At 67.0% G+C, this 20676-nt stretch carries 32 protein-coding genes; 2 read left to right on the top strand and 30 right to left on the bottom strand.

The window, feature by feature from the left end; all coding sequences use genetic code 11:
• Positions 1–182: 182 nt before the first annotated feature.
• Entirely contained in the window at positions 183–1892 is a 1710-nt protein-coding gene (locus Q0283_RS09775; protein WP_298044380.1) for an HNH endonuclease signature motif containing protein, read from the top strand.
• A gap of 35 nt (positions 1893–1927) precedes the next feature.
• On the opposite strand, the gene truA is transcribed toward Q0283_RS09775, so the two are convergent.
• Entirely contained in the window at positions 1928–2896 is a 969-nt protein-coding gene (gene truA, locus Q0283_RS09780) for a tRNA pseudouridine(38-40) synthase TruA (protein ID WP_298044381.1), read from the bottom strand.
• A 58-nt stretch (positions 2897–2954) separates the two neighbouring features.
• Between truA and Q0283_RS09785 the strand changes: the two genes are divergently transcribed.
• Positions 2955–3782 carry a CPBP family intramembrane glutamic endopeptidase gene (locus Q0283_RS09785; protein ID WP_298044383.1) on the top strand — a complete coding sequence of 276 codons (828 nt, stop codon included), beginning with the start codon at positions 2955–2957 and terminating at the stop codon, positions 3780–3782.
• Positions 3783–3943: 161 nt separating this feature from the next.
• Here the strand turns inward: Q0283_RS09785 and rplQ are convergent, their stop codons facing one another.
• From rplQ to rpsJ, 29 genes are all read right to left on the bottom strand, one after another.
• Positions 3944–4534 (bottom strand): 50S ribosomal protein L17, encoded by a 591-nt coding sequence (gene rplQ, locus Q0283_RS09790; RefSeq protein WP_183527529.1) that lies wholly within the window; start codon positions 4532–4534, stop codon positions 3944–3946.
• A 70-nt stretch (positions 4535–4604) separates the two neighbouring features.
• The gene (locus Q0283_RS09795) at positions 4605–5606 is read right to left on the bottom strand and encodes a DNA-directed RNA polymerase subunit alpha (protein WP_010145292.1); all 1002 of its coding nucleotides are present in this window, start codon (positions 5604–5606) and stop codon (positions 4605–4607) included.
• Between the two features lie 161 nt (positions 5607–5767).
• A complete protein-coding gene (rpsK, locus tag Q0283_RS09800; protein ID WP_010145293.1) occupies positions 5768–6172 on the bottom strand; it encodes a 30S ribosomal protein S11 in 405 nt (134 codons plus the stop codon).
• Between the two features lie 104 nt (positions 6173–6276).
• Positions 6277–6645: a 30S ribosomal protein S13 gene (gene rpsM, locus Q0283_RS09805; RefSeq protein ID WP_010145294.1), complete on the bottom strand. Its 369-nt coding sequence runs from the start codon at positions 6643–6645 to the stop codon at positions 6277–6279.
• 290 nt (positions 6646–6935) lie between these two features.
• Positions 6936–7049, bottom strand: a complete 114-nt coding sequence (gene rpmJ, locus Q0283_RS09810; RefSeq protein WP_010145295.1) for a 50S ribosomal protein L36 — start codon at positions 7047–7049, stop codon at positions 6936–6938.
• A 49-nt stretch (positions 7050–7098) separates the two neighbouring features.
• Complete coding sequence (gene infA / locus Q0283_RS09815; protein ID WP_010080397.1) at positions 7099–7320, bottom strand: translation initiation factor IF-1; 222 nt, start codon at positions 7318–7320, stop codon at positions 7099–7101.
• A 190-nt stretch (positions 7321–7510) separates the two neighbouring features.
• The gene (gene map, locus Q0283_RS09820) at positions 7511–8353 is read right to left on the bottom strand and encodes a type I methionyl aminopeptidase (RefSeq protein WP_183527531.1); all 843 of its coding nucleotides are present in this window, start codon (positions 8351–8353) and stop codon (positions 7511–7513) included.
• Between the two features lie 10 nt (positions 8354–8363).
• Entirely contained in the window at positions 8364–8993 is a 630-nt protein-coding gene (locus Q0283_RS09825; RefSeq protein WP_298044385.1) for an adenylate kinase, read from the bottom strand.
• Between the two features lie 99 nt (positions 8994–9092).
• Complete coding sequence (gene secY, locus Q0283_RS09830; RefSeq protein WP_183527536.1) at positions 9093–10400, bottom strand: preprotein translocase subunit SecY; 1308 nt, start codon at positions 10398–10400, stop codon at positions 9093–9095.
• Between the two features lie 162 nt (positions 10401–10562).
• On the bottom strand, positions 10563–11021 hold the full coding sequence (rplO, locus tag Q0283_RS09835; protein WP_183527538.1) for a 50S ribosomal protein L15: 459 nt from the start codon (positions 11019–11021) through the stop codon (positions 10563–10565).
• Positions 11014–11253: a 50S ribosomal protein L30 gene (gene rpmD / locus Q0283_RS09840; RefSeq protein WP_183527540.1), complete on the bottom strand. Its 240-nt coding sequence runs from the start codon at positions 11251–11253 to the stop codon at positions 11014–11016. Before rpmD ends, rplO begins: the two co-directional genes overlap by 8 nt.
• A complete protein-coding gene (rpsE, locus tag Q0283_RS09845) occupies positions 11246–12028 on the bottom strand; it encodes a 30S ribosomal protein S5 (protein ID WP_010145303.1) in 783 nt (260 codons plus the stop codon). Before rpsE ends, rpmD begins: the two co-directional genes overlap by 8 nt.
• The gene (gene rplR, locus Q0283_RS09850; protein WP_183527542.1) at positions 12025–12399 is read right to left on the bottom strand and encodes a 50S ribosomal protein L18; all 375 of its coding nucleotides are present in this window, start codon (positions 12397–12399) and stop codon (positions 12025–12027) included. Before rplR ends, rpsE begins: the two co-directional genes overlap by 4 nt.
• The gene (gene rplF / locus Q0283_RS09855) at positions 12399–12932 is read right to left on the bottom strand and encodes a 50S ribosomal protein L6 (protein ID WP_029139311.1); all 534 of its coding nucleotides are present in this window, start codon (positions 12930–12932) and stop codon (positions 12399–12401) included. The genes rplR and rplF overlap by 1 nt, the downstream gene beginning before the upstream one ends.
• Before the next feature lie 28 nt (positions 12933–12960).
• Entirely contained in the window at positions 12961–13359 is a 399-nt protein-coding gene (gene rpsH, locus Q0283_RS09860; protein WP_029139312.1) for a 30S ribosomal protein S8, read from the bottom strand.
• Positions 13360–13430: 71 nt separating this feature from the next.
• Entirely contained in the window at positions 13431–14027 is a 597-nt protein-coding gene (gene rplE, locus Q0283_RS09865) for a 50S ribosomal protein L5 (protein ID WP_010145307.1), read from the bottom strand.
• Positions 14027–14368 carry a 50S ribosomal protein L24 gene (rplX, locus tag Q0283_RS09870; RefSeq protein ID WP_010145308.1) on the bottom strand — a complete coding sequence of 114 codons (342 nt, stop codon included), beginning with the start codon at positions 14366–14368 and terminating at the stop codon, positions 14027–14029. Before rplX ends, rplE begins: the two co-directional genes overlap by 1 nt.
• 5 nt (positions 14369–14373) lie before the next feature.
• Positions 14374–14742: a 50S ribosomal protein L14 gene (gene rplN / locus Q0283_RS09875; protein ID WP_010145309.1), complete on the bottom strand. Its 369-nt coding sequence runs from the start codon at positions 14740–14742 to the stop codon at positions 14374–14376.
• A gap of 334 nt (positions 14743–15076) precedes the next feature.
• A complete protein-coding gene (rpsQ, locus tag Q0283_RS09880) occupies positions 15077–15379 on the bottom strand; it encodes a 30S ribosomal protein S17 (protein WP_010145310.1) in 303 nt (100 codons plus the stop codon).
• On the bottom strand, positions 15376–15696 hold the full coding sequence (gene rpmC / locus Q0283_RS09885; RefSeq protein WP_029139313.1) for a 50S ribosomal protein L29: 321 nt from the start codon (positions 15694–15696) through the stop codon (positions 15376–15378). The genes rpsQ and rpmC overlap by 4 nt, the downstream gene beginning before the upstream one ends.
• Positions 15697–15698: 2 nt before the next feature.
• Positions 15699–16115 carry a 50S ribosomal protein L16 gene (gene rplP, locus Q0283_RS09890; protein WP_010145312.1) on the bottom strand — a complete coding sequence of 139 codons (417 nt, stop codon included), beginning with the start codon at positions 16113–16115 and terminating at the stop codon, positions 15699–15701.
• Positions 16115–16927 (bottom strand): 30S ribosomal protein S3, encoded by an 813-nt coding sequence (gene rpsC, locus Q0283_RS09895; RefSeq protein ID WP_183527544.1) that lies wholly within the window; start codon positions 16925–16927, stop codon positions 16115–16117. The genes rplP and rpsC overlap by 1 nt, the downstream gene beginning before the upstream one ends.
• Before the next feature lie 3 nt (positions 16928–16930).
• A complete protein-coding gene (gene rplV / locus Q0283_RS09900) occupies positions 16931–17293 on the bottom strand; it encodes a 50S ribosomal protein L22 (RefSeq protein WP_029139314.1) in 363 nt (120 codons plus the stop codon).
• A 46-nt stretch (positions 17294–17339) separates the two neighbouring features.
• Positions 17340–17621, bottom strand: a complete 282-nt coding sequence (gene rpsS, locus Q0283_RS09905; protein WP_010145315.1) for a 30S ribosomal protein S19 — start codon at positions 17619–17621, stop codon at positions 17340–17342.
• Between the two features lie 12 nt (positions 17622–17633).
• Positions 17634–18473 carry a 50S ribosomal protein L2 gene (gene rplB, locus Q0283_RS09910; RefSeq protein ID WP_010145316.1) on the bottom strand — a complete coding sequence of 280 codons (840 nt, stop codon included), beginning with the start codon at positions 18471–18473 and terminating at the stop codon, positions 17634–17636.
• Between the two features lie 36 nt (positions 18474–18509).
• Positions 18510–18815, bottom strand: coding sequence for a 50S ribosomal protein L23 (rplW, locus tag Q0283_RS09915; RefSeq protein ID WP_010145317.1), 306 nt, complete (start codon positions 18813–18815; stop codon positions 18510–18512).
• Positions 18812–19447 carry a 50S ribosomal protein L4 gene (gene rplD / locus Q0283_RS09920; protein ID WP_029139315.1) on the bottom strand — a complete coding sequence of 212 codons (636 nt, stop codon included), beginning with the start codon at positions 19445–19447 and terminating at the stop codon, positions 18812–18814. Before rplD ends, rplW begins: the two co-directional genes overlap by 4 nt.
• A gap of 5 nt (positions 19448–19452) precedes the next feature.
• The gene (gene rplC, locus Q0283_RS09925) at positions 19453–20103 is read right to left on the bottom strand and encodes a 50S ribosomal protein L3 (RefSeq protein ID WP_183527546.1); all 651 of its coding nucleotides are present in this window, start codon (positions 20101–20103) and stop codon (positions 19453–19455) included.
• Between the two features lie 20 nt (positions 20104–20123).
• On the bottom strand, positions 20124–20432 hold the full coding sequence (rpsJ, locus tag Q0283_RS09930) for a 30S ribosomal protein S10 (RefSeq protein WP_010145320.1): 309 nt from the start codon (positions 20430–20432) through the stop codon (positions 20124–20126).
• Between the last annotated feature and the right edge of the window lie 244 nt (positions 20433–20676).

Below are 20676 nucleotides of genomic sequence, written 5' to 3' on the forward strand. Positions count from 1 at the left end.
GGGAGCCGGGAGTGACGCCCGACCCCACTCCGAACTCCACAGGTGACCACTTACCGCGTGTCGTCCACAGATTCTCTCAATCGCTTTCCTCTCCACGAGGCTCGTGATGGGATGGATGTATTCGAACATCAGTTCTACAACCGGGGTCAACAGCCTCCGGGGCAGGCCGGGAGGAGGCCAGCATGACGGCGCAGGAACAGGAGACTCCAGGGGCACCTCTCGCCGACGACCTCGACCTGCTGCCTCTCGAGGAGCTCATTCGGCTCGCCTCTGCGGCATCCACGTCGCTGACGCGCAGGCTCTCATCTGCACGGTCACTGGACGAACTCGCTCCCGTGCTCCACCGGGAGGGGCGTGAGCGCGACTGTGGAACCATGCGTCACCCCAATGGTTCGTCAGGCACGGAAACCGCAGTGGACCGCCTGCCACCGTCGACTCCCTGCGCCCAATCCTCGCGCGCGTCCCGTGCTGATGTGATGGATGGGAGACCTCTCCCGGGGGTTGACATCGAGGATGCCACTCTCACGCTGCCGGCCCTCCACCACGCGCTCGAGACTGTGGCCCGCTCCGTCACGGCGGCGCAGATGTCCCTGGCGGGCCACACGGCGGAGGTCTTCGACCTGCCGGCCGAGAGGTCTCGGTTGCTCGGGATGCCGGAGGGCAAGACGGCATTCCGGGACACGGCCGACTACCTGCGGGGCGTGCTTCGCGTGGACATCTCCGAGAGCAGGCGCAGGCTTCGCCATGCCGCCGTCCTCTGCGAGTCACGGGCCATGACGGGCGAGGCTCTGCCTCCTCGGCTTCCCCAGCTCGCCGGCGCCGTGCTCGAGGGCCTGCTGGACCGATCCGCCATCGACCACGTCAACAACACCCTGGCCGAGGCTCGCACGATCGCCGACCGCGCAGGCATCGATCCCCAGGCCGCGGACCACATGATCCGCCAGGGCGAAAACCTCATGGTCGAGCAGGGGCAGACCATGGACCCGCGAAACCTGCAGAAGGTGTGCCATCACTGGTTGAAGCACTTCGAGGCTGCAGTGGATCCTGACGGGAAGGAACCGGTCGACCTCGATTCCCCACGGCTCCAGGGGCTGGTGCACAAGGGCAAGAGCAACGGTTTCCATCAGTGGTTGCTGTCCGCGAACGACGCCCAGCACGAGATCCTCATGACCATCGCCTCTGCTGCGACCAATCCCCGGGCCCGGCAGAACAGCCCCGAACCCGGGCAGGCCGCGCGTGGAGCGGAGGCCGACGACGGCGATACCGAACCACCGACCGATCCGCGCACGGACAACCAGAAGCGGCTCGACGGCCTGATTGCCTGCCTGTCCGGAGGCCTCGCCGTGGCCGACAGCAAGACCCTCCCCTGGACGGGCGGGATGCGCCCCCAGGTGGCCGTGACTATCGATTACCGGACGCTGCTGCGGGATCTCGTGGACACGGGAACCATCACCGTGGAGGACCTGGCCCGGTTCCAGTCGCATGCTGCCTTCACCGGGACGGTCCACCCACAGAACATCCGCACCCTGGCCTGCGACGCGGACATCCTGCCGGTGGTCCTGGGTGGTGACGGCCAGGTGCTTGACGTCGGACGGGCCCAGCGGCTCTTCCCCGCACGGCTCCGTCAGGCCATCGCTGCCAGGGACGGCGGTTGCGCTGCACCGGGATGCGGCATTCCTGCACCGTGGTGCGATGTCCACCACGTGGAGCACTGGGAACGGGGTGGACCCACGTCTGCGGACAACGGGGTACTGCTGTGCAACCATCATCATCACGCGGTGCACGCCGGCGCCTGGGAGATCGACATGAGATCCGGGCGGCCGTGGTTCATACCGGCTCCCTATCTGGATCCACGGCAGCGACCCCAGCGCAACCGATACTGGCGGCAGTAGTGGGTCCCGCGAGCGTGGTCTGCCGTGCGGTTGTTTCAGGACCCGTTGCCGACGTTCGGCCGTCCTCGCGCGACCGTTTCGTGGCTGCGGCGCTTGGCGCGCGTTCCCTCGGCACGGGCGGCATGGGCACCCGGGTCGGCGCCGTCGTCCGGATACCGGACGTGTTCCAGTACCAGGGCGTGCGGCGGCGCAAGCTTGGTCTGCGAGTCGCGGACCATGGCCTCCAACCGCTCGGCGACCCAGCCCTGTCCGTGACGGCCCTCCCCCACCTGGATGACGGCGGCCACCAGCGCCCGCACCATGTTGTGGCAGAACGCATCGGCCTGCAGCCGGGCGACGATGACGCCGCTCGGGGCATCCCGCGTGAATCCGAAATCCTGCAGTTCCCGGATGGTCGTGGCCCCGTCGCGCGGCCTGCAGAACGTCAGGAAGTCGTGCAGACCCAGGACGGAGACCGCCTCCGCATGCATCGCCTCGACGTCCAGGGCGGTCTTGTGCCAAAACGTGTAGCGGCGGTTCAGGGGGTCACGGGTTTCCGGCGCGTCGCTGATCGCGTAGCTGTAGGACCGCCACAGGGCGGAGAATCGCGCGTCGAAACCCTCGGGCGCCCGTGCGGCGCGGTGGATGGTCAGGGCCCCGTGTTCGCGGCTGAGGGCGCCGGACAGCCGCCGCACCAGCGTCGACGCCGGATCCAGACCCTCGCGGCCGCGCGTGACCCCCAGCCACTCGGCCTCGGTCAGGTCGAAGTGGACGACCTGTCTCCGAGCGTGCACGCCCGCGTCCGTGCGACCGGCGACGACCGTTCGCACGGGACGGCGGATGATCATCCCCAGGCCGTCTTCCAGTGCCCCCTGGACGGTGGGCAGCCCCGGCTGGGTGGCCCAGCCGTTGTAGTCCGTGCCGTCGTAGGCGAGGTCCAGCCTGACGCGGACGAGTGCGGGATCCGAGGGTGCTCCGCCAGAAAGCGCCGAGTCGCTCGGTACGGTTTCGGGCGTCGAGGGCATGGGGTTCATCCTAGGACGGAGACCGGAGCGGTGCGGCCGGGACGGCAGAATGACAGGCATGGAACCGTGGATGTCGTACCTGCTGACCGTCACGCCGGGCATCATCCTGGTGTCTGTCGTCGTGATGCTCCTCCCCCGTCAGGCCCACGGTGTACGGGTCCTGGTGCTGATCCTGGGATTCATCTTTGCCCGGGACGCGATGACCTCCCACGGGCTCTGGAAGTTCGGCACGACGGACGTCGGTTCCGCCGTGGAGGCCGCCCCGTTCGAGATACCGCGGCTCTGGTTGCGGTTCACCGACGATCCGATCGCGCTGCTCGTGCTGGCGGTCGCCTCGCTCGTGTTGGCGGCCGGCGCCGTGCTGGCGTGCCGGGAACAGCGCTGGACCGTCCTGTGGACCGGACGCCGTTGGTGGACCTCGGTCCTGGCCGGCGTGCTGGGCATGGCCGTCATCGTCCTGCCGTTCCTGTGGCTGTACGGCACGATCGGTGTGTGGTTTCCGGCATTGTCGGGCGGAATGCCGGTGATCCCCGTCGAGGACCGCGGCGGCACCGTCCCCGCGGGGTTACTGATCGTGCTCGCGGTGTTCGCCCTGTGCGGCAACCTCCTCGAGGAGGTGCTGTTCCGCGGCTTCCTCCAGGCGCACCTGGAGGACGAGAGTCCAGGCCGGAGCGGCCGCTGGAGGGCCGCCCTGCTGTCGGGCCTGATCTTCGCTGCCGGACACCTGTTCCTGGCCTACACCGTGACCGATATCGGCTGGCCGCTGGTCGCGTTCACGCTCTTCGAAGGACTCGTCTGCGCCATCGTGGCGTTGCGGCACGGTGTCCTCGGGTCGACGGTCGCCCACGGCGGGGCCATCTTCGTACTGGCCTCAGGGCTGGTCTGACCCACCCGTCGCCCGCCCACGCACCGCGGCCCCCACGCGGCCCTGGCCCGCCCCCGCCTCCATCCCCAACGCAACGACCCGCCTCCCCCACGCAGGTGGGGAAAGCGGGTCGGAACGACGCAGTCGCGAACAGCGGGGCTGTCACGGACGGCGGGTGAGGATCACTTGTCCTCGGACTTCTCCTCGGCCGGAGCCTCGGTGGAGTCGGCGGACTCGGTCTCGGCAGCGGCCGGGGTATCGGCCTCAGCGGCCGGGGCCTCAGCGGTCTCGGCCTCGTTGACCGGAGCCTCGGTGGCCTCGGTCTCGGCGGCCGGGGCAGCCGGAGCGGCGGTCTCGGTGGCCTTCTCGGCCTCCTGGACCACGGCCTGCTTCGGGGACACCGGCTCCATGACGAGCTCGATGACGGCCATCGGGGCGTTGTCGCCGTGACGGTTGCCGATCTTGGTGATGCGGGTGTAGCCACCCTCGCGGTTGGCCATGGCCGGTGCGATCACGGTGAAGAGCTCGTGCACGATCGTCTTGTTCGTGCGGTTCTTCGCCGAGATGATGCCCTGGACCTTGCGGCGGGACGCGAGGTCACCCTTCTTGGCGAAGGTGATCAGGCGCTCGGCGAAGGGACGCAGGCGCTTGGCCTTGGTCACCGTCGTGGTGATCTTCTTGTGCTCGAACAGGTTGGCCGAGAGGTTGGCCAGCATGATCCGCTCGTGGGCAGGGCCGCCGCCCAGGCGCGGTCCCTTGGTGGGGGTAGGCATTGGTGATTCTCCTCAGATGGACCCTGACGGCTGCCGGCCATCAGGACGCTATGGGTGGTGGTACGGCGGCTCAGTACTCGGCGCCGTAGGACTCCTCGTCCGACTCCTGGGAGTGCAGCGAGGGGTCGTAGCCAGCCGGGGAGTCCTTCAGGGACAGACCCAGTTCGGTCAGCTTTTCCTTGACTTCGTCGATGGACTTGGCACCGAAGTTCCGGATGTCCATCAGGTCGGCCTCGGAGCGAGCGACCAGCTCGCCGACGGTGTGGATGCCCTCGCGCTTCAGGCAGTTGTAGGAGCGCACGGTCATCTCCAGCTCCTCGATCGGCAGGGCCAGATCGGTGGTGATGTCGGTCTCCGTCGGGTTCGGGCCGATCTCGATGCCCTCGGCATCGACGTTCAGCTCGCGAGCCAGCCCGAACAGCTCCACCAGGGTGGTGCCGGCCGAGGCCACGGCGTCACGCGGAAGCATGGACTCCTTGGTCTCGACGTCGAGGATCAGGCTGTCGAAGTCGGTGCGCTGCTCCACACGGGTGGCCTCGACCTTGAAGGTGACCTTCAGGACCGGAGAGTAGATGGAGTCGACCGGAATCCGGCCGATCTCGGCATCCGCGCTCTTGTTCTGGGCGGCGGTGACGTAACCACGGCCACGCTCGACGATGAGCTCCATGTCGAACTTGCCCTTGCCGTTCAGCGTGGCGATGTGCAGGTCAGGGTTGTGGACCTCGACGCCGGCCGGGGACGTGATGTCCGCGGCGGTGACGACGCCGGGGCCCTGCTTGCGCAGGTACGCCACGACGGGCTCATCGTGCTCGGAGGAGACCGACAGCTTCTTGATGTTCAGGATGACCTCAGTGACGTCTTCCTTCACACCGGCGACGGTGCTGAACTCGTGCAGCACCCCATCCACGCGGATGCTGGTGACAGCAGCGCCCGGGATGGAGGACAGCAGGGTCCGGCGAAGGGAGTTGCCGAGGGTGTAGCCGAAACCCGGCTCCAGGGGCTCGATGACGAATCGGGAGCGGTTGTCGGATACGACTTCTTCAGTCAGCGTGGGGCGCTGTGCAATGAGCACTGACATTTCCTTTCGGCGAGCGTCCGCCATATGACGCACACGATGGGTGGAAACGAATGGGGTGGGCTGGAAGCACCGGCGCGCACGCCCCGCGACGGGCGGCCCTCACGAGAGAACTCGAGTGAGGACCGCACGCCCGGGGCGTGCGCTCGGCACGGGGGTCAGACGCGGCGGCGCTTGGCCGGACGGCAACCGTTGTGGGCGGAGGGGGTGACGTCCGAGATGGAGCCCACCTCGAGCCCGGCGGCCTGCAGCGAACGGATCGCGGTCTCGCGGCCGGAACCGGGACCCTTCACGAACACGTCGACCTTGCGCAGCCCGTGCTCCTGAGCGGCCTTGGCGGCCTTCTCAGCGGCCATCTGGGCGGCGTAGGGGGTGGACTTGCGCGAACCCTTGAAGCCCACCTCGCCGGCCGAGGCCCACGAGATGACAGCACCGGTGGTGTCCGTGATGGACACGATGGTGTTGTTGAAGGTGCTCTTGATGTGGGCCTGGCCCACGGTGATGTTCTTCTTGTCCTTGCGACGAGGCTTGCGGACACCCGCAGCACGTGTCTTGGGGGGCATGTGTGTCTCCTACGAAAGCTGGATCTGGGCGGGACCCGGACTCGCTGTGCGGCACAACCGTGCAGCCAGCCAGGCCCGGATCGAGGCGATAGAGCCGGGAAGCGTTACTTCTTCTTGCCGGCGACGGTCTTCTTCGGACCCTTGCGGGTACGGGCGTTGGTCTTGGTGCGCTGGCCGCGGACGGGCAGTCCACGACGGTGACGCAGCCCCTCGTAGGAGCCGATCTCCACCTTGCGGCGGATGTCCGCGGCGACCTCGCGCCGCAGGTCGCCCTCGACCTTGAAGTTGGCCTCGATGTAATCGCGCAGAGCCACCAGCTGTTCGTCGCTGAGATCCTTCACGCGGGTGTTCGGGTCGACCCCGGTCGCTGCCAGGGTCTGCTCGGCGCGGGTCTGGCCCACACCGAAGATGTACGTGAGAGCGATGACGATGCGCTTCTCGCGCGGGATGTCGACGCCTGCTAGACGTGCCATATGGCCGTCCTCCTCGTTCTTCTGAAGCAAAGGTCTGCACCAGCACGTCCCCTCCCCCGGGAATCACCGTGACGTGGATTCCCTGCGGTGCCCTGTACGGCGGTCCCGGCGAAGTTCCGGGTTCTCAATCCGCCGACCGGCGTCTCACGCGGTTCGGGTCCCCGGCCTCTGCGTCCAGGGGTTGCCGTGGTCATCCGTGGATGACGCCGGCTGTGCTGCTGTTCGGTCCGGAATGGACCAGGTCCGTCAGGACCGGTGCTGCGCGTGGACGATCCCGTCGTGAGACGAGGTCAGCCCTGGCGCTGCTTGTGGCGTGGGTTCTCGCAGATCACCAGAACGCGGCCCTTACGGCGCACGACCTGGCACTTGTCGCAGATCCGCTTCACGCTCGGCTGAACCTTCATGGTTCCTCCTCCAGCGCTAGCTGTTCAGTTAGCAGTTGTGTGGGTGGGTTTACTTGTAGCGGTACACGATTCGACCCCGGTTGAGGTCGTAGGGGCTAAGCTCAACGACGACCCGGTCCTCAGGGAGGATCCGGATGTAGTGCTGACGCATCTTTCCCGAGATCGTGGCCAGAACGACGTGCTCGTTCTGCAGGCGGACGCGGAACATCGCATTCGGCAATGCCTCGCTGACCGTGCCCTCGACCTCGATGACACCTTCCTTCTTAGCCATGTCCTCCACTTACGTTGTGCCCGCTCCCCGCAACCGGTGACACGGGGCCACGGCGGCGGGAGGACGGACGGGGATGTTTCCAATTGCCCGATCGGGGCGTGGACACGCACCGTAGAGACAACCAGCAATCTATGGTACTGGCTTTGGTGGAGGAAGGGAAATCAGCAGGCCACGGGGAGGAATCTACCGGTCACTCGCCGAGGGGCACCGGAACCACGCCGTGCGCGGCCAGGCCGGCCGCGCCGCCGTCGGGCTCGGTGAGGACCCAGATGCCACCGCGGTGGCGCGCCACCGAGTGCTCCCACTGGCTGGCGCGCGCGCCGTCCCGGGTGACGACGGTCCAGTCGTCCTCCAGCACGTCCGTCTCGAGCGAACCGCGCACCAGCATGGGCTCGATCGCCAGGCACAGGCCCGGCTTGACCTTCGGCCCGCGGTGCTTCGAGCGGTAGTTGAGCACGTCCGGGGCCTGGTGCATGGCGGTGCCGATGCCGTGGCCCACGTAGTCCTGCAGGATGCCCAGCGGGGCGCCCGGCTGCGAGCTGACGAAGTCGTCGATCGCGTCCCCGATGTCCCCCACGTACTTGGCCGTGGCCAGGGCCGCGATGCCCACCCACAGCGCCTGGCGGGTGATCTCGGAGAGCCGCTCGTCCTCGGGATCGGCGGTCCCGGCCGCCGAGCTGCCCAGGATGACCGTCCGCGCGGAGTCCGAGTGCCAGCCGTCGATGATGCAGCCGCCGTCGATCTTCAGCACGTCCCCGGCCTGCAGCACCCGGTCGCCCGGGATCCCGTGCACCACCTCCTCGTTCACCGAGGCGCAGATGGTGGCCGGGTAGCCGTAGTAACCCAGAAAGTTCGGCGTCGCGCCGGCCTCCGCCAGGACCCCGGCGAAGACGGCGTCGACGGCGGCCGTTGTCGTCCCGGGGACCGCGGCGGCGACGGCGGCGTCCAGGGCGCGGTGCAGGACCAGTCCCGCGCGGTGCATGGTCTGCATCTGCGGGACGGTCTTCAGCTCGACCTGGCGGCGGTTCAGCATGGGTGAGCGCTCAGGACTCGGCGTCGCCGGCGTCGACCGTGGACACGGCCGGGATGCTGCCGGTGCGCTCACGCACGGAGTACACGGCCTGCAGCAGGCGCTCGGTGACGTCGTCGATCTGGCCGGTGCCGTCCACGCGGGTGACGATGCCGCGGTCCGCGTAGGACTCGATCACGGCGGCGGTCTCCTCGTGGTACAGGTCCAGGCGGTGCTGGATGACCTCTGCGGTGTCGTCGGCGCGGCCCTCGACCTCCGCGCGGTGCAGCAGGCGGGTGACGAGCTCCTCGTCCGGGACGGTCAGCTCCACGACCACCGCGAGCTCCTGGCCGGACTCGGCCAGCATCGCGTCCAGCGCCTTGACCTGGCCCGCGGTGCGGGGGTAGCCGTCGAGCAGGAAGCCGCGCTCGGCGTCCGAGTGCGTCAGGCGGTCCGCCACCATGCGGTTCGTGACGTCGTCCGGGACGAAGTCACCGTTGTCGATGAAGACCTTGGCCTCCTTGCCGAGTTCCGTCATCTCCTTGACGTTGTACCGGAAGATGTCGCCCGTGGAGATGGCCACGATGCCGAGCTTGTCCGCGATACGGGCGGCCTGCGTGCCCTTGCCGGACCCGGGAGGGCCCATGATCAGCATTCGGGTCATGGTGGTTCCTTACTGTCGATACGGAGGATCGGATCCGGACGGATCGCGGCTCAGTTTCCTTCAGGGAAGGACGGATGGGGTCACGGGGAATGCTACCTGCTAGCGCAGCAGCCCCTCGTAGTTGTGTTGCTCCATCTGTGCATTGATCTGCTTGATGGTCTGCAGGGCCACGCCCACCATGATGAGGATGGAGATCCCCCCGAACGGGAAGTTCTGGTCCGCGTTGATCAGCACGAACGCGATCATGGGGATCATCGCCAGCACGCCCAGATAGAGGGCGCCCGGGAAGGTGATGCGGCTGATGACGTACTCGAGGTACCGCTCGGTCGGCCGGCCGGCGCGGACACCGGGGATGAAGCCGCCGTATTTCTTCATGTTGTCGCTGATCTCCACCGGGTTGAACGTGATCGTCACGTAGAAGTACGTGAACCCGATGGTGAGCAGGAAGAACAGCGTCATGTAGACCGGGTGGGACCCGGTGCCGAAGTACTCGGAGAGGAAGATGACCCACTGCGGCGGCGGGGAGCCGTCCTGCGGGGTGTTGAACTGGATGAGGATGCCCGGGAGCATCATGATCGAGGACGCGAAGATGACGGGGATGACACCGGCCATGTTCACCTTGATCGGGATGTAGGTGGTGGTGCCGCCCACGGTGCGCCGGCCGATCTGGCGCTTGGCGTACTGCACCGGGATCCGGCGCTGGGACTCCTCCACGAACACCACGGCCATGATGGTCAGCAGTCCGACCACCAGCACGATGCCGAAGACCCGCCAGCCCTGGGTGGTCCAGATCTGGCCCAGGCCGGCCGGGAAGCCGGCGGCGATGGACAGGAAGATCAGCAGGGACATGCCGTTGCCGACACCCTTCTCGGTGATCAGCTCGCCCAGCCACATGATGACGATCGTGCCGGTGGTCAGGGTGACGATCAGCAGCAGCACGGTCCACAGGTTGTCGGCCGGGACGATCGGCAGGTTGCAGCCGAGCAGCGCTCCCGTGCGGGCCAGCGAGGCGATCGTGGTGGCGTTGAGCAGGCCGAGGGCGATGGTCAGGTACCGGGTGTACTGGGTCAGCTTGGACTGGCCCTGCGCACCCTCCTTCTGCAGCTCCTCGAAGCGCGGGATGACCACGCGCAGCAACTGCACGATGATCGCCGCGGTGATGTACGGCATGATGCCCAGCGCGAAGATGGAGACCTGCAGCATGGCGCCGCCGGAGAACATGTTCACGAACGAGTACAGCCCACCGGAGGTGTTGCCCTGGGCCAGGCACACCTGGACGGCGCCGTAGTCCACCCCGGGTGCGGGGACGAAGGCGCCCAGCCGGTAGATGACGATGATCCCGAGGGTGAACCAGATCTTTCGCCGCAGGTCGGGCGTCCGGAAAACCCGGGCAATCGCGCTGAACAAGCGTCCTCCTGGAGGTGGGGTGGTGGCGTGGTGGTGCCGGGAAGCGGCACGGACCACTGGGCGAGTCTATCGGAAGCAGGACGGCCCCCGTGCCGCAGTCCCCACCGAATGCACGGTGGCGACGGCGGCCCGGGGGCCGTCCTCAGTACTGATCAGGACTGGTCAGAGGGTCTCGGTGGACCCGCCGGCAGCAGAGATCTTCTCGGTCGCGGACGAGGAGAAGGCGTTGGCCTTCACGTTCACGGCCACGGTGATCTCGCCGGTCCCGAGGACCTTCACCGGCTGGTTCTTGCGGACCAGGCCCTTGGCGACCAGGTCGTCCACGGTCACGTCACCGCCGGCCGGGAAGTGCTCCGACAGCTTGTCCAGGTTCACGACCTGGAACTCGACCTTGAACGGGTTCTTGAAGCCGCGCAGCTTCGGCAGGCGCATCTGCAGCGGCAGCTGGCCGCCTTCGAAGCCGGCCTTCACCTGGTAGCGCGCCTTGGTGCCCTTGGTACCGCGACCGGCGGTCTTGCCCTTGGACGCCTCACCACGACCCACACGGGTCTTGGCGGTCTTGGCGCCGGGGGCCGGCCGCAGGTCGTGGACCTTGATGGCGTTCTGGATCTCGTCAGGCATTGTTGACCTCCTCAACCGTCACCAGGTGCGGCACGGTGTTGACCATGCCCACGGTGACCTGGTCGGCCTTGCGGGTGACCGTGTGGCCGATCCGCTTCAGGCCCAGGGACCGCAGGGTGTCCCGCTGGTTCTGCTTTCCGCCGATGACGGACTTCACCTGGGTGATCGCGAGCGTCGCGTCGCTGACCACCACGTTCTTACGGGTGCTTCCGTTGTTGGTGTTATCAGCCATTCGCCGCCACACCTGCCTTCTTCTTCGCACGATCCTGCTCCATGGTGCGGAGCATGGCGTGGGGAGCGACCTCGTCCAGCGACTTGCCACGACGGGCAGCCACGGCCTGGGGCTCCTCAAGCCTCTTCAGGGCGTCGACGGTACCGCGCACGATGTTGATCACGTTCGAGGAACCCATCGACTTGGACAGCACGTCGTGGACACCGGCGCACTCCAGCACGGCGCGCACCGGACCACCGGCGATCACGCCGGTACCCGGGGAGGCCGGACGCAGCAGCACGACGCCGGCGGCGTCCTCACCCTGCACCAGGTGCGGGATGGTGGACCCGACGCGCGGGACGCGGAAGAAGTTCTTCTTGGCCTCTTCCACGCCCTTGGAGATGGCCGCGGGAACTTCCTTGGCCTTGCCGTAGCCGACGCCGACCATGCCGTCGCCGTCACCGACGACCACCAGGGCGGTGAAGGAGAACCGGCGGCCGCCCTTGACGACCTTGGAGACGCGGTTGATGTTCACGACGCGCTCGAGGAACTTGTCCCGGTCGTCGTCGCGCCCACCGCGGCCGCCGCGGTCGTCACGACCACCACGGCCGCCACGACCACCACGGTCGTTGCCACCGCGACCACCGCGGTCGTTGCGGTCGGAACCGCGACCGCCGCGGCCGGCCTCGGTCGACTGGCTCGCCGAACCGGCAGAGGTCTCCGAGACGGTGCCGGCGGCAGTGTTCTCAGTGCTTTCGGTCACCTGAGTGCCCTTCTCGTTGTTGGTCTCGCTCACAGCTGCAGCCCACCTTCCCGGGCGCCGTCGGCGACGGCGGCCACGCGGCCGTGGTACTTGTTGCCGCCGCGGTCGAACACGACGGCCTCAATGCCGGCAGCCTTGGCGCGCTCGGCAACGAGCTCGCCGACCCGCTTGGCCTTGGCGGACTTGTCGCCCTCGAGGGCGCGCACGTCGGCCTCCATGGTGGAGGCGGAGGCCAGGGTCACACCGCGGGTGTCGTCCACGACCTGCACGAACATGTGCCGTGCGGAGCGGTTGACGACCAGGCGCGGACGCACGGCGGTGCCGGAGATCCGCTTGCGGACGCGGAGGTGGCGGCGGGTACGGGAGACGTACTTGCCCTTGCCCTTCACTTTCAGCGTGGACATTACTTACCTGCCTTTCCGGCCTTGCGGCGGATAACCTCGCCGGCGTAACGCACGCCCTTGCCCTTGTACGGGTCGGGCTTGCGCAGCTTGCGGATGTTCGCGGCGGTCTCGCCGACGCGCTGCTTGTCGATGCCGGACACGGTCACCTTGTTGCCCTCGACCTTGAAGGCGATGCCTTCGGGGGCCTTGACGGGAACGGGGTGCGAGTAGCCGAGGGCGAACTCGAGGTCCGAGCCCTTGGCCAGCACGCGGTAACCGGTGCCGATGACCTCCAGCTGCTTCTCGTAGCCGTTGGTCACCCCCACGATCATGTTGTCGATGAGGGTACGGGTCAGTCCGTGCAGGGACCGGGACTCGCGCTCGTCGTTCGGGCGGGTCACCGTCAGGGTGCCCTCCTCGAGGGAGACCTCGATGGGGGTGGCCACCTGGTGGCTCAGTTCACCCTTCGGGCCCTTGACGGACACGGTCGCACCGTCGATGGTGACATCGACGCCGGACGGCACGGTGATCGGAAGACGTCCAATACGTGACATGCTGTTCTACCTTTCTTCCGTCTGCCGTTTACCAGACGTAGGCGAGGACTTCCCCACCCACGCCCTTCTTGGCTGCCTGACGGTCGGTGAGCAGACCGGAGGAGGTGGACAGGATGGCGATACCCAGGCCGCCCAGCACGTGCGGGAGGTTCGTGGACTTGGCGTACACGCGCAGACCGGGCTTGGAGATGCGGCGCAGGCCGGCGATGGCCCGCTCGCGCTGAGGACCGAACTTCAGCTCGATGACGAGCTTCTTGCCCACCTGGGCGTCCTCTTCCTTGTAGTCGGCGATGTAGCCCTCGGCCTTGAGGATGTCGGCGACGCGGATCTTCAGCTTGGAAGACGGCATCTCGACGGAGTCGTGGTAGGCCGAGTTGGCGTTGCGCAGACGCGTGAGCATGTCTGCGACAGGATCTGTCATGGTCATGTGGGCTTCGTGCCCTTCCTCGTCACGGTTTCCCTTCCCGGTTCACCGGTGGGGACCTGCGACGTAGATACTTACTTCTTGTCGGTCGTCTGGAACGGGAAGCCGAGCGCCTTGAGCAGCGCGCGCCCTTCGTCGTCGTTCTTGGCGGTGGTCACCACGGTGATGTCCATGCCGCGCACGCGGTCGATCTTGTCCTGGTCGATCTCGTGGAAGACCGACTGCTCAGACAGGCCGAAGGTGTAGTTGCCGTTGCCGTCGAACTGCTTCGGGCTCAGGCCGCGGAAGTCACGGATACGCGGCAGCGCGAAGGTGACCAGGCGGTCCAGGAACTCCCACATGCGGTCCCCGCGCAGCGTGGCGTGGGTGCCGATCGGCATGCCCTCGCGCAGCTTGAACTGGGCGATCGACTTGCGGGCCTTGGTGACCTGCGGCTTCTGGCCGGTGATCAGGGTCAGGTCGCGGATCGCGCCGTCGATGATCTTCGAGTCCTTCGCGGCCTCGCCGACGCCCATGTTCACGACGACCTTGACCAGGCCGGGGACCTGCATGACGTTGCCGTACTGGAACTCGGACTGCAGGGCAGCCTTGATCTCCTCGCGGTACTTCGTCTTCAGGCGCGGGGTCACCGTCGGGGCAGCGGTGGTGTCTGCAGTCTGCACCTCAGTCATCACAGCTCCTTTCCGGAGGACTTGGCGAACCGGACCTTGACGGTCTTGGTCTCGCCGTTCTTCTCCACGGTCTCGAAGCGGTAGCCCACGCGGGTCGGCTTCTTGGTCTCGGGATCCACGACGGCCACGTTGGAGATGTGGACCGGGGCCTCGACGACCTGCAGGCCGCCTTCGGTGGAACCCTGGTTGTTCTGGCCGGCACGCAGGTGCTTGGTGACGCGGTTCACGCCCTCCACGAGCACGCGGTCACGGGACGGGAAGACCCGCAGGACCTTGCCCTGCTTGCCCTTGTCCTTGCCGGCGATGATCTGGACGAGATCGTCCTTCTTGATCTTTGCCATGGTGGTCAGATCACCTCCGGTGCCAGCGACACGATCTTCATGAACTTCTTGTCGCGCAGCTCGCGGCCCACGGGGCCGAAGATGCGGGTGCCGCGCGGTTCGCCGTCGGTCTTGAGGATGACGGCGGCGTTCTCGTCGAACTTGATGTAGGAACCGTCGGGACGACGGCGCTCCTTCTTGGTCCGGACGATGACGGCCTTGACGACGTCGCCCTTCTTGACGTTGCCGCCGGGGATGGCGTCCTTGACGGTGGCGACGATGGTGTCGCCGATGCCTGCGTAGCGGCGTCCGGAACCACCGAGAACACGGATGGTCAAGATCTCCTTGGCACCGGTGTTGTCGGCGACCTTGAGCCGCGACTCCTGCTGAATCACTAGTTACTCCTGTCGTCGCGCTGGTTCTCCCCCGATGCCGGGCGAGCCTTGCGGAACGGATATTTTGATCATCCCGGGCTGCTTACCCCTGCCCCTGGTGGCGGGTCCGCCGGACCTGTCCGTGCCGCACCCCCGGTTCAGACGGGGAACGGTGGTTCCAGGACCCGCAGTCCGCAGGGCAAGGCCGAGGCGGCTGGTCGGGAGGTTTTTTGCGAAACCCTTGGCGCGCGGGGTGGATAGTCCCGCCAACAAGGGCGCACAGACATGTCATCCTAGCGCACGAGGGCCCCGGTCTGCTAATTGCAGTCCGGGGCCCTCGTGGCTGAAGCGTGCCTTACTTGGCGCGCTCGATGACCTCGACCAGCCGCCACCGCTTGGTGGCGGAGAGCGGGCGGGTCTCGGCGAGCAGCACGACGTCGCCGACGCCGGCGGTGTTCTGCTCGTCGTGGGCCTTGAGCTTCTTCGACGTACGCATGACCTTGCCGTACAGCGCGTGCTTCTTCAGGTCCTGGACCTCGACGACGATGGTCTTGTCCATCTTGTCGGAGACCACGACGCCACGGAGGGACTTGCGGTAGCCGCGGGCGCTGGCCTCGGTCTGGGTGTTCGCAGACTCGGTGTTCGCGTTCTCGGTCACTTGGCCTCCTCCTCGGTCTTCTCGGTCTTGGCAGCCTTGCGGGCGGCCTTCTTGTCGGTCTTCTCGGCCGCCACGTCCTCGGCCGGAGCCTCGACGTCCTCGCGGATCCCGAGCTCGCGCTCCCGCAGGATCGTGTAGATCCGGGCGATGTCCCGCTTGACGGTCTTCAGACGGCCGTGGTTGTCCAGCTGGCCGGTGGCCGACTGGAACCGGAGGTTGAACAGCTCCTCCTTGGAGCGCTTGAGCTCCTCGGCCAGACGGGCGTTGTCCAGGCCGTCCAGGGCCTCGACGTTCAGTTCCTTCGAACCGATAGCCATGATCACTCACCACCCTCTCGGCGGACGATACGTGCCTTCAGGGGCAGCTTGTGCATTGCCAGGCGCAGCGCCTCACGGGCCACGTCCTCGCTGACGCCGGACAGCTCGAAGAGCACACGGCCCGGCTTGATGTTGGCGACCCACCACTCGGGGGAACCCTTACCGGAACCCATGCGGGTCTCGGCAGGCTTCTTGGTGAGCGGGCGGTCCGGGTAGATGTTGATCCACACGTTGCCGCCACGCTTGATGTAGCGGGTCATGGCGATACGGGCGGACTCGATCTGCCGGTTCGTCACGTAGGCCGGGGTCAGGGCCTGGATGCCCCACTCGCCGAAGGTGACGGCGGTGCCGCCCTTGGCGTTACCCGAGCGCTTGGGGTGGTGCTGCTTGCGGTACTTGACTCGACGGGGAATCAGCATCAGGCATTGCCTCCTTCAGCGGCGCCGCCCTGCGGCGCAGTCTGCTGGCCGGCGTCCTGGCGCGGGGCGCGGTCGGTACGGCGACGGCGGTCACCGCCACCCCCCGGGCCACGACGCTCGCCACCACGGCCACGGCCGGACGGGGCTGCGGCTTCCTTGGCGGCCAGTTCCTTGGCCGTCAGGTCGCCCTTGTAGATCCAGACCTTCACGCCGATGCGGCCGAAGGTGGTCTTGGCTTCGAACTTGCCGAAGTCGATGTTCGCCCGCAGGGTGTGCAGCGGCACGCGACCCTCGCGGTAGAACTCCGAGCGGGACATCTCGGCCCCGCCCAGACGACCGGCGCACTGGATCCGGATGCCCTTGGCACCGGCGCGAGTGGCGGACTGGATGGCCTTCTTCATCGCGCGGCGGAAGGCCACGCGCGAGGCGAGCTGCTCGGCCACACCCTGGGCGACCAGCTGGGCGTCGACCTCGGGGTTCTTGACCTCGAGGATGTTCAACTGGATCTGCTTCTTGGTGAGCTTCTCGAGCTCGCCGCGGATACGGTCGGCCTCGGCGCCGCGGCGACCGATCACGATGCCGGGACGGGCGGTGTGGATGTCCACACGCACGCGGTCACGGGTGCGCTCGATCTCCACCTTCGAGATGCCGGCGCGCTCCATGCCGTCGGTCATCAGCTCGCGGATCTTGATGTCTTCCTTGAGGAAGTCCTTGTACCGCTGGCCCTCCTTGCTGGAGTCGGCGAACCAGTGCGAGACGTGGTCGGTGGTGATGCCGAGGCGGAATCCGTTCGGGTTGATCTTCTGACCCATGGGTTACTTCCCCTCCTCTTCCTCGGTGGCAACGACCACGGTCACGTGGCTGGTGCGCTTGTTGATGCGTCCGGCGCGGCCCTGGGCACGCGGCTGGAATCGCTTCATGGTCGGTCCTTCGTCGACGAAGGCCTCGGTGATGAACAGGGCGTCCTCGTTGAACGCCAGGCCCTCACGGTCGGCCTTGACCCGTGCGTTGGCCACCGCGGAGGCGACCAGCTTGTACACCGGCTCCGAAGCGCCCTGCTGGGCGAACTTCAGGATGGCCAGCGCTTCGTTCGCCTGCTTGCCACGGACAAGGTCGACGACGCGCCGGGCCTTCATCGGCGTTACACGCAGGTGGCGCGCAATTGCCTTGGCTTCCATTGCTTTCCTTCTTTCGAATTCTCTATCGGAGGAGCAATCACCGCGGTCAGCGGCGCTTGCCCTTCCGGTCGTCCTTCACGTGGCCGCGGAAAGTCCGCGTGGGGGCAAACTCGCCGAGCTTGTGCCCGACCATCGACTCGGTGATGAACACCGGGATGTGCTTGCGTCCGTCGTGCACCGCGATCGTGTGCCCGAGCATGTCGGGGATGATCATGGACCGGCGGGACCAGGTCTTGATGACGTTCTTGGTGCCCTTTTCGTTCTCAGCGTCCACCTTGAGGTAGAGGTGCTGATCAACGAAGGGGCCCTTCTTCAGGCTGCGTGGCATGTCTCCAGGCTCCTATCGCTTGTTCTTGCCGGTACGGCGACGGCGCACGATGAGCTTGTCGCTTTCCTTGTTCGGGCGGCGGGTGCGGCCCTCGGGCTTGCCGTTGGGGTTGACCGGGTGGCGACCACCGGAGGTCTTGCCCTCACCACCACCGTGCGGGTGGTCGACGGGGTTCATGACCACACCACGGACGGTCGGGCGGACGCCCTTCCACCGCATGCGGCCGGCCTTGCCCCAGTTGATGTTCGACTGCTCGGCGTTGCCGACCTCGCCGACGGTGGCGCGGCAGCGCACGTCGACGTTGCGGATCTCACCGGAGGGCAGGCGCAGCTGGGCGTACTTGCCCTCGCGGGCCACCAGCTGGATGGACGAGCCGGCCGAGCGGGCCAGCTTGGCGCCGCCACCGGGACGGAGCTCGACGGCGTGGATGACGGTACCCAGCGGGATGTTGCGCAGCGGCAGGTTGTTGCCGGGCTTGATGTCCGCGGTGGCACCGGCCTCGACCGTGTCCCCCTGCTTCAGCTTGGCCGGGGCCAGGATGTAGCGCTTGGCGCCGTCCACGTAGTGGAGCAGGGCGATGCGGGCCGTGCGGTTCGGGTCGTACTCGATGTGAGCGACCTTCGCCGGCACGCCGTCCTTGTCGTGGCGACGGAAGTCGACGACGCGGTACTGGCGCTTGTGGCCACCGCCCTTGTGGCGAGTGGTGATCTTGCCGGAGTTGTTGCGGCCGCCGCTCTTGGAGAGCGGGCGGAGCAGCGACTTCTCCGGGGTGGTCCGGGTGATTTCTGCGAAGTCGGCCACGGACGAGCCGCGACGGCCCGGGGTGGTCGGCTTGTACTTACGGATAGCCATGTGTCATTTCCTCGATTAAGTGGTCTCCGCTCCGCCTCAGGCGAGCGGACCTCCGAAGATGTCGATGGTGCCTTCCTTCAGCGTGATGACTGCCCGCTTGGTGTCCTTGCGGGAGCCCCAGCCGAATTTGGTGCGCTTGCGCTTACCGGCACGGTTCAGGGTGTTGATCGAGTCAACCTTGACGGAGAAGATGGCCTCCACCGCCTGCTTGATCTCGGTCTTGTTCGAGCGCGGGTCGACCAGGAAGGTGTACTTACCCTCGTCGATCAGGCCGTAGCTCTTTTCCGACACGACCGGGGCAATGACCACGTCGCGGGGGTTCTTGTTGATGGAGCCGCTCACTGGGCATCCTCCTTCTTCGCGGAAGCCGACTGGACGAAGCCCTCGTAGGCGGCCTGGGTGAAGACCACGTCGTCGCTGACCAGGACGTCGTAGGTGTTCAGCTGGTCGAAGTACAGGGTGTGCACCGACTCCAGGTTGCGTGCGGACAGCGCAGCCGAGTCGTCCGCGCGGTCGATGACGACCAGGACGTTCTTGCGGCCCGCGGTCAGCGAGGACAGGACGGCCTTGGCGCTCTTCGTGGACGGGGCGCCGGCGGCGACCAGTTCCTCGATCACGTGGACACGGCCGTTGCGGGCCCGGTCGGACAGGGCACCGCGCAGGGCGGCGGCCTTCATCTTCTTGGGGGTGCGCTGGGAGTAGTCACGCGGCTCGGGGCCGTGGACGACGCCACCACCGGTCATCTGGGGCGCACGGATCGAGCCCTGACGGGCGCGGCCGGTGCCCTTCTGCTTGAACGGCTTGCGACCGGCACCGGAGACCTCACCGCGACGCTTGACCTTGTGGGTGCCCTGGCGCGCGGCGGCCAGCTGGGCCACCACGACCTGGTGCATCAGCGGCACGTTGGACTGGACGTCGAAGATCTCGGCGGGCAGGTCGACCTTCACGGTCTTGGCTTCAGAGTTCGTAGCCATGAAGCTCATGCTCCCTTCACTGCGGTGCGAACCAGGACGACCTGTCCGCGGGGGCCGGGGACGGCGCCCTTGATCAGCAGCAGGTTCTTCTCCACGTCGATGCCGTGGAGGGTGAGGTTCTGGGTGGTCTGGCGAACGGCGCCCATGCGGCCCGGCAGGCGCTGGCCCTTGAAGACGCGGCCCGGGGTGGAGGCGCCACCGACGGAGCCCGGCTTGCGGTGGTTCTTGTGGGCACCGTGGGAGGCACCGACACCGGAGAAGCCGTGGCGCTTCATGGCACCGGCGAAGCCCTTGCCCTTGGTGGTGCCCACGACGTCGACCTTCTGGCCGGCCTCGAAGACCTCGACGGTGAGATCCTGGCCGAGGGTGTACTCGGCGGTGTCTGCGGTGCGCAGCTCGACCACGTGGCGGCGCGGGGTGACCCCGGCCTTCTCGAAGTGGCCGGCCAGCGGCTTGGTCACCTTGCGCGGATCGATCTGCCCGTAGGCGATCTGGACGGCGGCGTAGCCGTCCGCATCCTCATTGCGCAGCTGGGTGACGACGTTCGGTTCTGCCTGCACGACGGTGACGGGGATGAGCTTGTTGTCGGCATCCCACACCTGGGTCATGCCGAGCTTCGTGCCCAGCAGGCCCTTGACGTTACGCGTGATGGTCATAGTTTCTCAGCACCTCCCTCTCAGAGCTTGATTTCGATGTTGACGTCGGCCGGAAGGTCGAGGCGCATGAGCGAGTCCACGGCCTTCGGCGTCGGATCGATGATGTCGATCAGCCGCTTGTGCGTGCGCATCTCGAAGTGCTCGCGGCTGTCCTTGTACTTGTGGGGAGAGCGGATCACGACGTACACGTTCTTCTCAGTCGGCAGCGGCACCGGGCCCACCACCGTTGCGCCTGCGCGCGTGACCGTGTCGACGATCTTCCGAGCCGAAGTATCGATGACCTCGTGGTCATACGACTTCAGCCGGATGCGGATTTTCTGTCCCGCCATGGCGTCATGCCTCTTTCGTACTTGTTGTCCGTACCTGTCCCTGTGTGCAACGGGCCCGGCGAACCGGTCCCGCGCTTCTTGTTCACCCGCACAGGCCGAATCCGGAGAACCGGGTTCCTCGCCCTGCCAGGACATCGACCCACGCGGTCGGGCGTGTCGTACTCTGCTCCGCAGTCACGGGCAGGCGCACGCATACGCCGATCCAACAGTGGGGATGGTGTTGTATTTGGTCCCGGGCGGCGAT

The sequence above is a fragment of the uncultured Citricoccus sp. genome, assembly GCF_937871995.1.
In the GTDB taxonomy this organism is placed as follows: domain Bacteria; phylum Actinomycetota; class Actinomycetes; order Actinomycetales; family Micrococcaceae; genus Citricoccus.